3 protein-coding genes are annotated in these 2,244 nt (G+C 59.3%); 2 read left to right on the top strand and 1 reads right to left on the bottom strand.

Annotated elements, in window-relative coordinates; genetic code table 11:
- Window positions 1-828 (bottom strand): aminotransferase class I/II-fold pyridoxal phosphate-dependent enzyme (locus tag AC1D0P_RS24940; protein WP_477679191.1); only part of this gene is annotated, 828 nt, incomplete at its 3' end.
- Window positions 829-1,024: 196 nt separating this feature from the next.
- Here AC1D0P_RS24940 and AC1D0P_RS24935 point away from each other — a divergent pair.
- Complete coding sequence (locus AC1D0P_RS24935; RefSeq protein ID WP_477679190.1) at window positions 1,025-1,423, top strand: Mth938-like domain-containing protein; 399 nt, start codon at window positions 1,025-1,027, stop codon at window positions 1,421-1,423.
- 124 nt (window positions 1,424-1,547) lie between these two features.
- Window positions 1,548-2,024 (top strand): peroxiredoxin, encoded by a 477-nt coding sequence (locus tag AC1D0P_RS24930; RefSeq protein ID WP_477679189.1) that lies wholly within the window; start codon window positions 1,548-1,550, stop codon window positions 2,022-2,024.
- Window positions 2,025-2,244 lie beyond the last annotated feature (220 nt).

Genomic DNA, 2,244 nt, shown 5'->3' with positions numbered 1-2,244 from the left:
CAGCTTCATGTTGGCCAGCATGTTCAGGCCCTCGATGTAGTCCTGTGCCTGTTTTTTGGGGCCGGACACCACCATCCAGCCGGCGCGGTAGCCGCAGGAGCGGTAGCTCTTGGAAAGCGAATTGAAGGTCAGCGTGAGCACGTCGGTGGACAGGCTGGCGATGGCCGTGTGCTTGACGCCGTCGTACAGCACCTTGTCGTAGACCTCGTCCGCGAGGATGACCAGGCCGTGCTCGCGCGCGATGTCGATGATGCCTTTGAGCAGCTCGTCGGAATACAGCGCGCCGGTCGGGTTATTGGGATTGATGACCGCGATGGCCTTGGTCCTGGGCGTGATCCGGGCGCGGATGTCGTCGAGGTTGGGCATCCAGCCATTGTTTTCATCGCAACGGTAATGCACCGGCGTGCCGCCCGACAGGCTGGTGGAAGCGGTCCACAGCGGGTAGTCGGGCGCCGGCAGCAGCAGTTCGTCGCCATCGTCGAGCAAAGCGTTGGTGGCCATGGAAATCAGCTCGCTCGCGCCGTTGCCCAGGTAGATGTCGTCCAGCGTGACGCCCTTGATGCCCTGCTTCTGGGTTTCGTGCATCACGGCCTTGCGTGCCGCAAAAATGCCCTTGCTGTCCGAATAACCGGCCGACGCGGGCAGATTGCGGATCATGTCCTGCTGGACTTCCTCCGGTGCATCGAAGCCGAACACGGCCAGGTTGCCGATATTGAGCTTGATGAGCTTTTGGCCCTCTTCCTCCATCTGCTTGGCGGCGTCCATGATCGGGCCGCGGATGTCGTAAAGCACATTGGCAAGCTTGGCGGATTTGGTGATCGATTTCATGAAACGTTCAGAAGCTGTGGACGGGGGCCGCGCCGCTCACCATGCCGGCAACCGGGGAGATGCGACGCGCTGCGGCGGGGAATTCGGGCGGAATCTATAATTTGACCACATAAAAGAGGGTTTTCGCTGGCAAACACCAGCACGCAAAACCCCGCGCACAGCCGCACCACGCCCTCACAACGCCCGGACCCTCCGCATGAAACTTCAGCCAGACCGCCTCGACGTCCAGTCCATCCTCGGCTACGGCCCCGGCTGGGTGGGCCTGGGGCGCGACGGGGTGGCGGAAAAGATCGAGCACAGCGTGGTGATCGGCTCGCGCGGCGAGAAATTCGACTGGAACTGCGCGCGCTTTGAGCAACTGACCGCGGAACATTTCGCCTTGCTGGCCGAAACCCGGCCCGAACTCGTGATTTTCGGCAGCGGCGCTCGCCTGCGCTTTGTGCCCCCGGCGTTTTTGCGCGTCCTGATGGAGCACCGCATCGGCGTTGAGACCATGGACACGCTCGCGGCCTGCCGAACCTACAACATCCTCGCGGGTGAAGGCCGGCAAGTGATTGCCGCCCTGCTGATTGAAACAGAAGGAACAGAAGGCTGAAATGCCCTCTCTTTCAGGGTAAAATCTAGGGTTGCACTTGGCAGCACATCCCGGGATGGAAATCCCGGGCCGTTTGCCAAAAGGCGCGGCTAATTACAACTACTTTCGTCAGGGTCTACTCAGTATGGCAGTCGTCGTCAATAAACCACTCCCYGAATTTGAAGCGATCGCCACCAGCGGCATCAAGGTTTCCAACCAGTCCCACTTGGGCAAAGTCGTCGTGTTGTACTTCTATCCCAAGGACAACACGCCGGGATGCACCACGGAAGCCATGCAGTTCCGTGACCGCTACAAGGACTTCGTCAAGGCCGGCGCCACCGTGTTCGGCGTCTCCCGCGACAACATGAAGTCCCACGACGAGTTCAAGTCCAAGCTTGAGCTCCCTTTCGAGCTGATTGCGGACACCGAAGAAAAAATGTGCCACATGTTCGGCGTGGTCAAAAACAAGATCATGTACGGCAAAAAGGTCAAAGGCATTGAACGCAGCACCTTCCTGGTGGGCGCCGATGGCCAGTTGAAAGAGGAATGGCGCGGCCTGAAAGTGCCCGGCCATGTGGACGACGTGCTGAAAGCCGTCAAAGCTCTCAAAAAAGCCGCCTGAAACTCATTGAGGCCAGTTAGCAACAAAGGATTGCCCTGTCACTTGAGTTGTGCATAATGAACTCATGCTGTTGACCTTCGCAACTGCGCCAAAAGAAAAAGCCGCCCTGGTTTCAAGGCGGCTTTTTCGCTTCTGGAACCCTTCTTTTTTTAGAGAGTCTTAAGCACTATGCCCCTGCCCCCCGCCCCGACCAAACGTGCCGCCCTGCTCTCCCCTGACG

This window comes from Polaromonas sp. P1_G2, from assembly GCF_056405515.1.
The sequence above is the reverse complement of the archived record's forward strand: the minus strand, read 5'-3'. Positions and strand labels throughout refer to the sequence as shown.